This is a genomic window from Oceanobacter kriegii DSM 6294 (assembly GCF_000422845.1).
Classification (GTDB): Bacteria; Pseudomonadota; Gammaproteobacteria; order Pseudomonadales; family Oceanobacteraceae; genus Oceanobacter; species Oceanobacter kriegii.
Genome location: NZ_AUGV01000018.1, coordinates 59,886 through 74,138 on the forward strand (window position 1 = coordinate 59,886; position 14,253 = coordinate 74,138).

Genomic DNA, 14,253 nt, shown 5'->3' on the forward strand with positions numbered 1-14,253 from the left:
CCCGCTGGAATGCAGTCGCACAGGTTCGACCGGTTTATTCCGTTTCCGGAACAGAGCCTGTGTGCCAGCAAATAACAACAAAGCGACAGTCCGCAAAGAATAACAACAAGCGTAGTCCGCGCCGCAGTAACCGGGGTTGGTAACAGACCCAAAATTAGAATCTGGACGATCATGATGGAAAAGCGTAATCCCACTTCCGGCTGGAAAAAGCAGGCCCTTGCCCTGGCTATCACCGCCGCCATTCCTTCTGCTGGCCTGATGGCTGAAGAAGTTCGCCAACTGCCAACCTCCAAGGCATCTGCCGAAGCCGAAGAAGGCTACAAGGTTGACAAGAGCTCCTCAGTAAAACTGACCCAGCCTATTGCCAAAACACCGAAGACCATTGACGTTGTATCCGGCGAAACCCTGCAAGACCAGGGTGTAACCAGCCTGACCGACGCCCTGCGTAACGTATCCGGCGTATCCACCTTCGGTGGCGGTGAAGGCGGTGGTGGTGTGGTCTCTGCCAACGACAAGGTCACCATTCGTGGTTTCGATGCCCGCTCCAGCATTTACGTTGACGGCATCCGCGACGTCGCAGGTTACAACCGCGACCTGTTCAACTACGAACAAGTGGAAGTCACCAAGGGCGCCAGCGGTTCTCTGGATGGCCGCAACACCGGTGGTGGTAGCGTTAACCTGGTGACCAAGCGTGCCAAGCTGGACGATTTTGGTTCTGTCGGTGCTTCCTACGACACCGCCGACACCAAGCGCGTGACTCTGGATGGCAACAAGCAGCTGAGCGATGACACGGCTGCTCGTATCAACCTGTTGTACTCCAACGGTGGCGATGCTCTGGACAACGGTGTTGAAAACTACAAAACCGTTGCCGGTGCAGCGTCTGTACTGTTCCAGGCCAGCGAGCAAACCAGCATGACGCTGGATGCCATGGTCATGAAGCAGGACAACGTGCCGGTACTGGGCTTGCCGTTCATCAAGGAAACCAATGCGGCGTCGACCGGCATGGCGGAAGGTCCGATCGACTCTTCCCGTTGGGATGAGTACTTCGGCGTGAAAGGCCGTGATTACGAGAAAGTGAACACCAGGATGTTGACCTTCACCGTAAACCACGACGTCAACGACTTCATCAGCGTTCGTTCCCAGACCCGTTTTGGCAAAAACGACAAGGAATCGGTACTGAGCCGTCCATGGTGGGGCAGCCTGACCGGTGACAACGACGAGTACGACGACACTGGCCTGATGCGTCTGGATATTTCCCAGAACCTGGATCAGAGCAACAAGCTGTTTGTTTCCCAGCTGGACACCACCATTGCTCTGGGCAGCGATGACTTCACCCAGGATATCGTCATTGGTGCCGAATACGCCCGTGAAGACCGCACCAACTACGGTGTTACCGGTGACTTCACCTACACTGGCGGCATTGCCAGCAGCAACCCGGAACGTACCGACGTGCTGTTCGACCCAACCGTTACCAACGGCGCCGACAGCATTCGTGCAACCGGCGGCCTGGTACGCAATGGTGAAGACACCATCGGCAAGTCCACCACTCTGTCGCTGTACGCCTTCGACACCCTGAAGTTTGGTGAACAGTTCCAGGTTGACCTGAACCTGCGTTTCGACAAGTTCAAGATTGAGGGTGACTCCTGTAGTCGTGGCACCTGTACTGAAAACGTTGACGCTTCTGCCAACACCTTCAGCTACGGCGCAGCCTTCAGCTGGTTGCCAACCGATAACGGAAACATCTACCTGGGTTACGCAAATGCCCAGCAGCCACCGGGCACCGACCTGGCACTGAGCAACAACGTTGGCCGCAACGCCCTCGACCCGGAAGAGTCCAAAACACTGGAACTGGGTACCAAGTGGGAACTGCTGGATGAGCGTCTGATGCTGTCTGCCGCCATCTTCAAAACCACCAAAACCGTGGCTGACTCCGAAGGTCGTGGTACTTCTGCCCAGTACTACCTGACCGGTGAACAGGAATCCTCCGGTTTCGAACTGAGCGCCGTTGGCCAGCTGAGCGACAGCGTGTCGCTGACCACCAGCTACACCAGCCTCGACACCGAAGTAACCGAAGACCGTACTGCGGAAGCAGAAGGTCTGGGCCTGCAAGGTTCTCCTGACGACACTGCCAGCCTGTGGCTGAGCTACACCGGCATGGACGACCGTCTGACGTTGGGCGCTGGTGGTAACTACAACTCCGGTGAAACTTTCTGGCGTCGTAACACCGCCTACTACACCGTAGATGCCTACACCGTATGGTCGGCAATGGCGGCTTACCAGGCGACCGATGCACTGAAACTGCAAGTGAACATCGACAATCTGACTGACGAAGAGTACGTCACCGACTACAGCGCCAAAGGCCACTTCAAGCCAGGCAACCCTCGCAGCATCAAAGGCAGCCTGACCTACAACTTCTGATAGGCCAGTGCGGATAGCCAGCCCGGACGCAGCCGCTGTTGATAACTCACCAGTAGCTGCGGTTCAGGGTTGGCCAACAAGGACGTTGCTGTAACACTGTCCGGATCAGACTTGTCTGATTCGGATATTTTTTTGGTGCCCCCCCATGCTCATACGTATTCCACAACTGATCAGCCGCGACCAGATCGCGGAAGCCCGAGCCTTGCTGGAAGCAGCCGACTGGGTCGATGGCGCGGCGACAGCCGGTCATCAGGCGCAACTGGCCAAGCGTAACCTGCAACTGCCCGACGACAGCCCGGAAGCACGCCAGCTGGGCGACTTTATTCTGGCCTGTCTTGGCCAATCGCAAACCTTTATGGCAGCGGCGCTGCCAAACAGGATTTTCCCGCCGATGTTCAACTGCTATCAGGGCGGTGGCGAATACGGCTTTCATGTCGACAACAGCATCCGCCGGGTGCCCGGCACATCGGTAAAAGTCCGCACGGATTTATCGATGACGGTGTTCTTTTCAGACCCGGATGAATATGAAGGCGGCGAACTGGAAGTGCTCGACACCTACGGCGAGCAGAAAGTGAAATTTGCCGCTGGCGACGCGGTGCTGTACCCGTCCACCAGCATGCACCGGGTAACGCCCGTTACCCAAGGCCGCCGACTGGCGTCCTTCTTCTGGATACAAAGCCTGATCCGCAGCGACGACCAGCGTCGTACCCTTTACGACCTCGACCTCAGCATTCAGGCCATCACCGCCCAGAACCCCGACAACCCGGAACTGGTGCGACTATCCGGCGTTTACCACAAACTGCTGCAACAGTGGTCGGAGACGTAAGAGCGCGGGGTCTGGGGTCTGGGGTCTGGGGTCTGGGGTCTGGGGTCTGGGGTCTGGGGTCTGGGGTCTGGGGTCTGGGGTCTGAACAACATTGTGGGAGAGAGCTTGCTCTCGATAGCCATCCTCGACAGCAAGCTACACCCCACTAAACTGCCCACATCAAAACTTCGGATAACGCACCAAATCCGGGGTGATATCGGCCAAACTGGCGCAACCACACAACGCCATGGTGAGCTCCAGCTCATCCCTTAACAACCGCAAGGTATGCGCGACGCCCAAAGCACCAGCAGTCGCCAGACCGTACATCACCGGCCGGCCAATCATCACGGCATCGGCCCCTAATGCCAACGCTTTCACCACGTCACCACCACGGCGAATACCACTGTCGACGATCAAGGGCACACGGCCTTGCACCTGCTCAGCGATGTCCGGCAGCACTTCAATCGGATTCGGCAAGCCATCCAGCGTGCGGCCGCCGTGGTTCGATAGCACCAGACCATCAATGCCCTGTGCCAGCGCCTTGTCGACGTCCTGTGGATTGGTGATGCCTTTCAGAATAATCGGCAGCTGCGTTTGCTGGCGCAGCCATTGAATATCCGCCCAGCGCGGCGCTTGTGCCATCAGCCCCTGAAACACCCGGCTGTCGCCCTGCTGGATTTGCACCGGTACCGCCGGGGCGGTGACATTCACCGCCCGTACGTCTGCGGGCAACTGAAAACCTGCCCGCTGCTCGCGGTTGCGCAGTCCATTAACAGGCGCATCCACAGTGACCATCAGGGCCCGGTAACCGGCCTGTTCGGCACGTTGAACCAGTGCCAAGGTATGTTCCCGCTCGCTTTGAAAATACAGCTGAAACCAGCGCGGTCCGTCGCAATGTTCGGCCACGTCTTCCAGGCTCTGGCTGGCCAACGTGCTCAAACAAAACACCGCGTCCTGAGCCGCAGCCGCCATGGCTGAAGCAATTTCACCGTCCGGATGGGCCAGCTTCTGGTAGGCCACCGGTGCCACCAGAATCGGGTGTGCCAAGCGCTGGCCCAGCAGCGTCAGTTCGGTGTTGCCTTTGGACACATCGGCCAGCACCCGGCTGTTCAGTTGCAGCCGGTTGTAGATGCTCAGGTTACGTTGAAAAGTGACTTCGTCGGCGGAACCGCCATGAATGTATGCCCACGCCTGCTCGGTCAGATTACGCTGGGCATAGGCTTGATAGTCGGACAGCGACGCCAGATCGGGCGGGATCTGGTTAAGGTAGGAAGGCATGTCGGTTCCTGATGCTGATTACAAATAAGAATCAGTATACATCCCGACGATAGCGACCGCTCGTATCCAGATCATCCACATAGTCATCGCCGAAGCCGGCCCGCAACACCTGATCCACGCCTTTGGCCATGCCTGCACGACTGCCACACACATAGATCATGGCGCCATCGTCCAGCCACTGTTTGAGCGTATCCAGCTGCTGTTCAATGGCGTGTTGCACATAGCCGTGCCAAAACTGACCACCGCATTCAGCAAAACCCGCAGGGTTAGCAGCATCCAAAGGGCTCTGTTGCAGTTGCTCGATGGTGCTGCGGGAAAAGGCCAGATCAAGCCGGCTCAGGGTGTCGTTTTGCAGCCAGGCCGACAGTTCATCGTGCCACAGCGCGTCGTGCTCCAGACTGCGCTCACCAAAGATCAGCCAGTGGCGCGCCTGAGCCAGACCTTCACGCTGCTTCAGGTGCGCTCTGAGCCCAGCCAGACCGGTGCCATTGCCGATCAGAATCATCGGAACATCGGCTGCCGGGCTGTGGAAATTTGGGTTGTGGATAATCTCAAAGCGGGCGGCGTCGCCGGTTGCCAACGACAGCGTCAGCAAGCCACTGCCCAAACCGGGCTGGCGTGGCTGATTACCTTTGGGCGGATGAAACTGCTGTCGCACCAGCAACCGCACCGTGCCTTCGGATGGCAAGCTGGCAAGGGTGTAATCACGATGCTGCCAACTGCCGTCAGCCACTGGCAGGTGCAAGCGGGCAACATCACCGGCTTGCCACTGTAACGCCCGTTCAGGCTCTGCAGGCAAGGCAAAGTCGATCTGGTAAATGCCTTCGCCCAACGTGCCTTCGTTAAGACACTGACGCTTGAGCAGCGTTAATGACGTTGGTTCATGGTCGGGACCAGAACCGGAGCTCGAAGTGCTTTGGGAAACCTCTTGAGCAGCCTCCTGATCAGCGCCCGCCAAAGACGCCACATCAAACGGCAAATCAGCATAAACAGCGGCAGCGACGGCCAACTGTTGATAAAAAAGGTCGATATCGGCGGGGTTCAAATCGTCCACACACACCGCATCAAACAGAGGAGTAGCACCCGCCTGTTGCAGCTCTTGCTGAAGCGTCAGGCCAAAAGCGCAATAGTGGGGATAACTGACATCACCCAACGCCATGACGGCAAAGCGGGTGTTCGCCAAACGGCGATCAGCGTGCTCGGCCGCAAGGCCTGAGCTGTTCAAATGAGTCAGAAAACGCGCGCCATTGTCTGGCGCGTCGCCTTCGCCGGTGGTGCTGGCAAACACCAGCACATCGGCATTTTGCAATCGTTCCGGGAGCAGTTGGTTCAGCGTCAGCAAGCGGCTCGGCTGAGCGCCAAGCTGCTGCTGACAGGCTTGTGCCAGGCTGCGGGCATGACCACTTTCACTGGCGTACGCCAACAGCAGTGGACGCCCGTTAGTGGCGATTTGCGACGCCGCCTGCGAGCTACTGACAGGGCTGTCGCCAGCCGCCATAAAGCCCAGCAGGGCGGGCCAACGTTCGGCCAACGCCTCACGATAGCTCCAACCGGTAAACACCAGCCAGGCAGCAATCAATCCCGCTGCCTGCCATTCGGCGACGCTCACCCCAAACCCCATCAGTCCAGCACTCCCGGATCAGTTCAACGCCATTATTCTGGCAGGACTTCCAGCACCAGAGAGTAGCTGCCCTTGCGCTCGGTGGCTGGCGCCTTGGCTTTGTTGTCTTCGTACTCGGCTTCCATGAAATAGCGACCGGCACCACGCCATTCAACGGTGATTTCACCCTTGGCGTTGGTTTTGGCTTCAATGCTGTCCTGGTCGTCGCGGTAGCGAGTGCCTTCACGCACCAGCACAACTTCAGCGCCTTTGACCGGCTTGCCGTCCATCAGGAATACAAAGGTGGCTTCTTCACCGGCATACAGATCGTTCGGGTGGGTCACTGGCTTCATTTCAAAGCCTTTGCCAGACACCGTCATGGCGTTGTCGGATGGCGTACCGTTGGTCACAAAGGTTTCCAGACGACGGGAGAACTGGCTTACGGTCAGGCCGTCAGCCTTCTTTGGAACCACTTTGTCGAACTCGGCCTGATCAAACGCCTGACCACGGCCCGGGTACATCTGACGCTTGCCATCAGCGTCTTTCCACATCGCGCGCATGCCCTGGGATGCAGTGAACACACGGTAGGTGCCTTCCTGCTTCAGTGTCACGTCGAACACGCCGCGGTAACGCAGCTTGGCGCCGTTTTCTACTTCAACGCTGCTGCCATCCGGGGCGGTCACCTGGAACTGTTTTGGGTCCAGGGCAAAATGGTCGAAGTTAAAGATTTCGTTGGATACCGCAGCATCGAAGGTGGCAATCGGCTTCTCACCCGAGAAAGACGCTGCATCCGGCAGCAACCAGGCGCGGTGGGCATTGACCTGAGAGGCCATCAGGGTGGCACCGGCAAGAACGACGGCGCTCATCAGTTTGATCGGTTTCATACGTGCTCCTTTTGAAAAATTGGCAGTCAAGGACCGGTGGCCGGTCCTTGTGATCGGCTTATGGTTCGATGCTCAGAGCCACTTCACCCAGCTCCTTGGAGCCGCTTTTGGATGCTGTAAAGGCCTTGTCGACAGGCCAGCTGAATGGAATCGAGATCAGCTCACGACCGCCCACTTCGCGAGCCGCTTCCACACGCAGCTGGTAGTTACCCGCTGGCAGGTCTTTCAAACGGGCGTCAGAGGCTTCAAAGCTGATGTCGTATTTGCCTGGGCCACGGGTGGCTGCGGTGATGCCATCTACCGGCATATCCAGCTCACGACCACTCTTGCGCCACCACTGACGCATGTCTTTCAGCCACTTGTTGCCCTTGTTGTTTTCCATACCAGCGTCGTACCAGACTTCCAGGTTGGTCACCTCGCGGTTGTCCTTGTTTTCCAGCCAGATCGCCACGTAAGGCTTGTGGTATTCGGCCACGGACAGCTCAGGGATCTCGACACCAACGCGCAATTCAGCGGCACTGGCGTGCAGCGCAAACAGACCGGAGGCTGCGCCAAGCAACAAGGGTTTTACGAATGACATAAGACTTCCTTACGAACAATGAATTGAATAGAAGCGGATCTGGAATCGGCAAAACGCCGGTCACGTTATTGAGAATCAATATCAAATGAAAGGTTAACGTTGCGTTAACAAATTACCTCTATCTCATCAACGCAGCGGCCCGCCTGTTGAACAATTGCTGACAAACGCTTTATCACTGACAAACGGCTTAATGAATCGACAGCACAATCACCAACAACGGAATCACCACCCCCAGCGTCACCATCGGCCAGGTACCGGGACGAGTGCGGGCATAACGCACCAACAGCCACATACCGCTGAGGGAAAACACCAGACAGGTAATGGAAAACACATCCAGAAACCAGCTCCAGGCGGTGCCGGTATTACGGCCCTTGTGCAGGTCATTCAGGAACGACACGGTGCCGCGGTCGGTGCGCTCGTACATCAATTCGCCGTATTCCAGATCAATGCTCAACCAGGCATCACCACCCGGGCGCGGCAGCCCCAGATACACTTCCGAGCCGTCCCATTCGGCATCGGACGCGGGAATGTCGAGGTCGTGGTTTTGCCGTAACCACTCACGTACCGCCAAAGGCAGCGGGCCTTCATCACGGTCTTCCATCAAGCTCAGCAAGCCGGGCGAAAGCTCCGTTTCAACCGTGGTAACCACCGGCTCGGCGGGAATATGTGCCGCGTTATTCAAGGTAATGCCGGTGACGGCAAACAGGATCATGCCCACCAGACACAGGGCCGAACTGACCCAGTGCCACTGGCGCAACAGATTCAGCGAAATGGACTTGGCCGTTGGCCGAGCAGGTGCAGTATTCACAGGATCAGACATCGCAGGGCAATCATCACAGCACAATAAAAAGGAAACGCAGACTAGCAGTTCATGGGTTGAATGAGAAACGCTCTCAGTTTTAAAACAGAGTGTTTTGGTCACATAGCCGTCATGCAAGGCCAGGCACCCTCTGAACAACCCGGCTCCCGCTCTACTGACCACCCGACCAGCATGTTCCACTAAAACCCCGCCAGATTCAGTCTTTTCCACTGCCTCCGACGCCAAAAAAGCCGATATACCTCTTACCTGAATGCAAATTATTTGCATTAGTGTTTTTGCATTTGTATCCTGCTGCGCCCCGTTGAGGGCGAGGAACGCAATTCTGGTGCCAACCAGACCCGGAAGAAACGCCAATTGCTGGCGTTCGTCAGTTACGGAGATTCGATTCAGATGCGAACGTTATATAACCCGAATCAGGAGCATTCGAGCTGCGGCGTAGGCTTTATTACCAACAAGCACAGCCAGCAGACCCACGAACTGCTGGAACTTGCCCATCAGGCACTGTGCAAGATTCCGCACCGTGGCGGCATGAGTTCTGAAGGCATTGGCGATGGCGCCGGTGTCAACGTGGATATTTCAGTCAACTTCTACCGTTACCTGACCGGCAACGACGCGCTGGAATACGGCGATTTCGGAGTAGCCAACTTCTTTTATCCCCGCAATCCACTGCTGCACGATGAAGCCGAGCAAATCATCAACAAGGCCCTGCGCGATCATGGCCTGCCGGTATTAATGTGGCGCGACGTGCTGGTAAACGGCAAAGCCCTCAACAAGGCCAGCCAACAGGCGCAGCTGTCGATCCGTCAGGTGGTGTTCAGCCGCCCGCAAGAACTGGCCGAACAAGCCGACTTTGAAGCCCGCATTAACGCCGCGCTGCTGGATATTGAATACCCGGCATTTACCCGCCCGGAACTGGCCGGTTTTTACCCGCTGTCAATGAGCAGCTACACCCAGGTGTATAAAGGTCGCTTGAACAGCTGGGAAGTGATTCCCTACTTCCGCGACCTGACTCACCCGGAACACCACATTCATACGCTGTTTTTCCACACCCGCTTCTCCACCAACACGGCACCGAACCCGATGTTTGCGCAGCCGTTCCGGCGCATGGCCCATAACGGCGAGTTGAACACCGACAAGAAAAACCGCCTCAGCGAAGACGCCATTGCCCGCCTCAAAGGTGAAGAAGTGATCTTCCCGGATGGCCAATCGGACTCTGCCCGCCTCGACCAGACCTTCGCCCGCCGTATTACCGAAGACGGCATGGACATTGTGCACGCGGCACTGGCGATGATGCCGCCAGCGTGGGAAAACGACGCCGACCTCAATGATGACGTGCGTGCCATGCTGGAATACTTCAGCCTCTCGGAAGAAAAGAACGACGGCCCGGCGGCACTGATTTTTGGTGATGGCATCAAGGTTGGTGCGCGTCTCGACCGCCTTGGCTTGCGACCACTGCGCACGGTAGAAACCCACGACTATTTCGCAGTGATGAGCGAAGCCGGTCAGATCGACTTTAACCCTGAAGATGTGCTGCGCCGGGGCCGTATTGAAGCCGGTGGTATGGTGGTATTCGACCACCGCCAACAGCGCATTCTGGAAAATGACGAGGTGCTGCAACAGCTGGCACAGGCGCAGGATTACAAAGCCTTGCTGGCCAATGCCCGCATCAATCTGGCGGAGCTACCTGAACAATCTCTGGAAGCCTTTCAGGATCTTTGCGAACTGAAAGTATCCGCCCGTCACGTGGCCTACAGCCTCAACCAGGAAAGCTTCAAGTTCATGCTCGATCCCATGCTGCAAAGCGGCATGGAGAAAATCTCGGCAATGGGTTACGGCCTTGCGCCCAATGCGCTGAATGCCGAAGAAGGCGGTATGTCGCGCTACTTCAGTCAGCGTTTTGCCCAGGTTACCAACCCGCCGCTGGACAGTATCCGCGAAGCCGATGGCATGACCTTGCGGGTGGCTCTTGGCCCCAAGCCCGGTTTCAGCCAAAGCGACAATCCCGGCCGCCAGCTGGTGATTCCGTCGCCTATTTTGCAACCCCAACAGTTGCTGCAAATCTATGCCCAGCAGGAACTGCGGGTTGAAACCATCGCTACTCTGTTTGAAGCCGACAGTGACAACCCCGAGCGCAACCGCAGCAACCTGCTGGAAGCCCTCGAACGAGTGTGCAGTCATGCCGAAGCCGCCGCCCGTTCACGCTACGACGTGATTGTGCTGAGCGACCAGAACATCAGCATGCAGGATGCCGCGCTGCCCGCCATCATGGTGATTTCCGCCGTCAACCAGCGACTGATTCGCCAGGGCCTGCGCTTTAACGCCAGCGTGGTGTACCTCACCGGTCAGGCCGCCAGCACCCACGACATTGCCTGCCTGTTGGGCTTTGGCGCTGCCGCCGTGTGTCCGCTGAGTGTGTACCACCGCGCTCAGGAACTGGCCGCCGATCAGGCCGGTGTGCAAACCGCGCTGAACAAGTTCCAGAAAGCGGTCGAAAAAGCCCTGATGAAAACCATGGGCAAATTCGGCCTGTGTACCGCCGAAAGCTACATTGGCGGTGAGTTTTTCGAAGCCAACTTTATTGATACCGCCGACCCGGTACTGGCACCGGTATTCCCTAACATTCACTCACCGGTGGGCGGTGTGCAGTTTGCCGACATCGCCCAGAGCTGCGCCGACTGGCATAGCCGCGTGCGCTCGGTACAGCAGGAAAACGAGATCCCGCTGCTGGGCTTGTTCAAGGAACGTGCGGAAGGCGCTGGACACGCGTTCGGTACTACCGCCGTACGCGAATACGTCAACATGACCGAAGAGGCCATCCAGTACACCAGCCCAGCCGCTCAGCTACAGAACGAGCAGCCAAACAGCGAACAGCCAGAAGACGAACCGCGCATTACCCCACCGGCGGAAACCGCGCATCTGGACCTTGGCTACAGCGCCCGTACCCCGGAGCAAATCAATCAGGCGGGAATCACTCCAGCTTACCGTGAATTCCAGCGCGAACTGTACGCTGAACGCGAGCAGCGGCCATCAACCCTGCGTGATGTATTGAGCTTGCCGCTCGACTTCAACAGCGCCAACACCGCAGCAGAATTTGCCGCCTTGCTAACCCGCTACAACCCGCGCGGCAACCTCAACTACAGCGTTCAGGGCCTGCACACCGAACGGGTGGCTGACCGCGACTGGCAGCTGACGCTGGATAACGCCAGCAAGGATCGCTACGCCGCGTTGCTGAGCGCCCTCAGCGACACCTTCGGCAACGACGTCAGCAGCATTGCCTCATCGAAAAAAGTGCCCGGCAAACACGTGCGCGCCAACGGCAAGGCCGCCGAATACCTCGCCATGCTGGTGTACGCCCCGTCTGCCATCGCGCTTGAGAAAGTTCAGCCAGCCGCTGAAATCACCGCCTGCCTGGCATCCGGCGCCATGAGCCACGGGGCACTGGTCGCCCGCGCCCATGAAGCGGTGGCACAAGGCACCAACATTGCCGGTGCCATGAGCAACTCCGGCGAAGGCGGCGAAAACTCGCGCCGCTACAACAGCGTCAAAGCCAGCAAGATCAAGCAGTTTGCCTCCGGTCGCTTCGGTGTCTGGACCGGCTATCTGGCCGACCCGTCGTTGCAGGAAATTGAAATCAAGATCGCCCAGGGTGCCAAACCCGGCGAAGGTGGCCAGCTGCCATCACCCAAGGTGAATGTCGAAATCGCCGCCGCCCGTGGCGGTACGCCGGGGGTGGAACTGGTGTCGCCACCGCCACACCACGACACCTATTCCATTGAAGACCTCGGCCAGCTGATTCACGACGCCAAAGCCGCCCGCGTGCGGGTCATCGTCAAGCTGGTGTCGTCGGAAGGGGTCGGCACCATCGCGGTGGGTGTCGCCAAGGCCGGCGCCGACGTCATCAACATTGCCGGTAACACCGGCGGTACCGGTGCCGCTCAGGTAACCTCGCTGAAAAACACCGGCCGGGCGGCCGACCTCGGCATTGCCGAAGTGCATCAGGCGCTGGCTGAAAACGGCCTGCGTGACAAAGTGGTGCTGCGTTGTTCCAACGCCCACCAGACCGGCCTCGACGTGGTGAAATCCGCCATTCTGGGGGCCGACTCGTTCGAGTTTGGCACCACCGCCCTGATGATGCTGAAGTGCGTAATGGCGAAGAACTGCAACATCAAATGCCCGGCGGGTCTGACCACCAATGCCGAAATGTACGCTGGCGACCCTCGGGCACTGGCGCAGTATTTCATCAACATTGCCCACGACACCCGCGAAGTGCTGGCGCAACTGGGCTTCAAATCCCTGCGCGCCGTGCGTGGCCAAACCTGGCTGCTGAACCTGATTGACCATCCGGCCATGGTGGGCCAGCTGGATATGTCGGCAATGCTGCGCGAAGTGCAGGAAATCCAGATTGCCAAACCGGTGTATCTGGAAGCCAACTTTGAGCCGGACGACCGCTTCCTGACCGAGTTCCAGTCGCTGTTCATCGACCAGCAACGCAGCAACATCCAGATTGCCGGACCCAAGCTCAACAACTGCAACAAAACCGTCGGCGGTCAGTTCTCGATTGATATCGAACGACTGCTGAACTACGGCCTCGATGCGGGTCAGCAGCAGGCGCACCCGGCTATCCAGAAACTGGCTAACGGCCGCAAGGTACTGGCCCGCGACAGCGTCACCGTTAACACCCACAACTCTGCCGGCCAAAGTTTTGCGGCCTTCAACAACAGCGGCGTGATCATGGATCACAGCGGCACCTGTAACGACGGCGTCGGCAAAGGTGCCTCCGGTGGTGTCATTATTGCCCGCGACCCGACCCCGGCAACCGAGACACTGAACGAAAACGTACTGGTGGGTAACTTCGCCCTGTTCGGCGCGACCGGCGGCGAGCTGTACGTACAAGGTCAGGCCGGTGACCGCTTTGGCGTGCGTAACTCCGGTGCGATCGCAGTGGTGGAAGGGGTTGGCGACTTCTGCTGCGAGTACATGACCAACGGCAGCATCGTCAATTTGGGCGGCTACGGCAAAGGTCTTGGCAACGGCATGAGCGGCGGCACCGCCTACCAGTACGACCCGCAACACCGGGTTGCTGAACGGTGCAGTCAGGATTCCGTGGTGGCCTTCCGCCTCAACGAAGACAACGAGCTGGCCCGCGGTCAGGAGCAAGCACTGCGCTGGCACCTGCAACAGCACCAGCAGCGCACCGGCTCAGCGCTGGCGCAACAGCTGCTGGACAACTGGGACACTGCCCGCAATGACTTCTATTACCTGATTCCACGCTCGCTGCTGGCTTACCACCGTGCCGAACCGATCCGCCACAGCATGAACCGCAAGGCGATGATCGACGAGCTGGCCAGTGGCTGTGCCGAGCGTCAGCTGGAAAACCTCAAGGAAGCCTACCAGCAGCCACATCGCAAAGGCCTGTTTGACGGTCGGGTACCGACCTACGGTGACACCGACAGCCCGCTGATGCTGCACATGATCAACGCCGCTGGCGCCTTGCGCCGGGCACTGGAGTGCGCGCAAAAAACCGACCCTCAACAGGCCGATGCGCGGGTACCCGAACTGATTGAACAGCAAGACAAGAAACTGCTGGATGCCCTCACCAAGGACGCCAGCAACGCCCTGAGCGACTACGACGAAGACGCCCTGGCCTGCCTGTTGGCGCACAAGCGCCTGAGTGACTATCAGGACTCCTTACGCCGCCGCGAAGTCTGGGATACCCAGGCATTGGGCACCAGCGTCTGGATTCTGGAATGCCAGCGCATCAACCGCCAGCAACTGGCGCAATTCCCAGCCTTTGACCTCAAGCTGGCGCAGCAATACGCCAGCCTGTTGGCCGAAGCAGCTCGTGCTGCGGCCGCCTGACGGAGAAGT

8 protein-coding genes are annotated in these 14,253 nt (G+C 58.3%); 3 read left to right on the forward strand and 5 right to left on the reverse strand.

What is annotated here, in order from left to right:
* Window positions 1–174 precede the first annotated feature (174 nt).
* Window positions 175–2,418: a TonB-dependent receptor gene (locus G516_RS0110450; protein ID WP_028293611.1), complete on the forward strand. Its 2,244-nt coding sequence runs from the start codon at window positions 175–177 to the stop codon at window positions 2,416–2,418.
* Window positions 2,419–2,563: 145 nt separating this feature from the next.
* Window positions 2,564–3,244: a Fe2+-dependent dioxygenase gene (locus G516_RS0110460; RefSeq protein ID WP_028293612.1), complete on the forward strand. Its 681-nt coding sequence runs from the start codon at window positions 2,564–2,566 to the stop codon at window positions 3,242–3,244.
* A 159-nt stretch (window positions 3,245–3,403) separates the two neighbouring features.
* Here the strand turns inward: G516_RS0110460 and G516_RS0110465 are convergent, their stop codons facing one another.
* The 5 genes from G516_RS0110465 to G516_RS0110485 form a co-directional block, all read right to left on the reverse strand.
* Window positions 3,404–4,501, reverse strand: a complete 1,098-nt coding sequence (locus G516_RS0110465; protein ID WP_028293613.1) for an alpha-hydroxy acid oxidase — start codon at window positions 4,499–4,501, stop codon at window positions 3,404–3,406.
* Between the two features lie 31 nt (window positions 4,502–4,532).
* A complete protein-coding gene (locus G516_RS0110470) occupies window positions 4,533–6,122 on the reverse strand; it encodes an NADPH cytochrome P450 oxidoreductase family protein (RefSeq protein ID WP_028293614.1) in 1,590 nt (529 codons plus the stop codon).
* Between the two features lie 32 nt (window positions 6,123–6,154).
* Window positions 6,155–6,985 (reverse strand): DUF4198 domain-containing protein, encoded by an 831-nt coding sequence (locus G516_RS0110475; protein WP_028293615.1) that lies wholly within the window; start codon window positions 6,983–6,985, stop codon window positions 6,155–6,157.
* Window positions 6,986–7,043: 58 nt separating this feature from the next.
* Window positions 7,044–7,565 carry a DUF2271 domain-containing protein gene (locus G516_RS0110480; RefSeq protein ID WP_028293616.1) on the reverse strand — a complete coding sequence of 174 codons (522 nt, stop codon included), beginning with the start codon at window positions 7,563–7,565 and terminating at the stop codon, window positions 7,044–7,046.
* A 187-nt stretch (window positions 7,566–7,752) separates the two neighbouring features.
* Complete coding sequence (locus G516_RS0110485) at window positions 7,753–8,385, reverse strand: PepSY-associated TM helix domain-containing protein (RefSeq protein WP_156879014.1); 633 nt, start codon at window positions 8,383–8,385, stop codon at window positions 7,753–7,755.
* A gap of 390 nt (window positions 8,386–8,775) precedes the next feature.
* Here G516_RS0110485 and G516_RS0110490 point away from each other — a divergent pair, with 390 nt between their 5' ends.
* Entirely contained in the window at window positions 8,776–14,244 is a 5,469-nt protein-coding gene (locus G516_RS0110490; protein WP_036535854.1) for a glutamate synthase-related protein, read from the forward strand.
* Window positions 14,245–14,253 lie beyond the last annotated feature (9 nt).